Origin of the sequence: Bartonella sp. MU37NMGALS (assembly GCF_042194015.1) — a bacterium.
Lineage (GTDB): Bacteria > Pseudomonadota > Alphaproteobacteria > Rhizobiales > Rhizobiaceae > Bartonella > Bartonella grahamii.
In genome coordinates, this window is sequence record NZ_JBHIML010000135.1 from 1 (window position 1) to 649 (window position 649).

At 43.8% G+C, this 649-nt stretch carries 2 protein-coding genes; both read left to right on the forward strand.

Features of this window, described 5'->3' with window-relative positions:
- Positions 1-225 (forward strand): hypothetical protein (locus tag ACFIJP_RS09545; protein WP_375627188.1); only part of this gene is annotated, 225 nt, incomplete at its 5' end.
- Positions 226-238: 13 nt separating this feature from the next.
- On the forward strand, positions 239-649 hold a 411-nt coding region (locus ACFIJP_RS09550), incomplete at its 3' end, for a Bgr_08870 family protein (protein ID WP_375627190.1).

The following is a 649-nucleotide window of genomic DNA, read 5'->3' on the forward strand; positions in this document are numbered from 1 at the left end:
TTTTTACCGGGCGGTGCAACCTTTTCACTGGAGATGCAACTGGATGATGGTGCTTTCACCCCTTTGAAATTAGAGGAAACAGAACAACTTGCCGAGCCGCTTTGGACAGAGCGCAAATTTATCAGTGGTGATAAAACAGCCAAACAAGCGCGCTTGAAACTCACGCTTACCGGTGGACCGGCGGCACGGTCAATGGTGTGTGATTTTGGTGCCGGTATATTATGAGGGGAAAACAGACATGACCAAAACCAAAAAACTCGACATGGAATTGCCGAAAGAAGGACGCTTTATCAGTTCTGAATTCCCAATCTTGCGGGAAAACTTGACCAAAATTGATCAAGCCATTGTTGATATTGAGGAAAAGGTAGAGGGAAAAGCGCCTTCAAAACACACGCATAGCATAAGTGATGTTGCAGACCTTGAAGCGGCCCTTAAGGCCAAAATGGCAGCCGATAAAACCTTCACTTTTGCTGATTTAAGTGATATCGAAGGCGCAAAAGATGCTGCCAACAATTATGTTCTCTATAAATCAAGCAATAATAACTTCACTTTTGGCAGTGCTGTCTCTCTATTAGGCGCACACCAACATAAAACCGAAGATATTGTGGGGCTTGATGATTTTAGAGCTAAGATCAATGAAGATCTCACA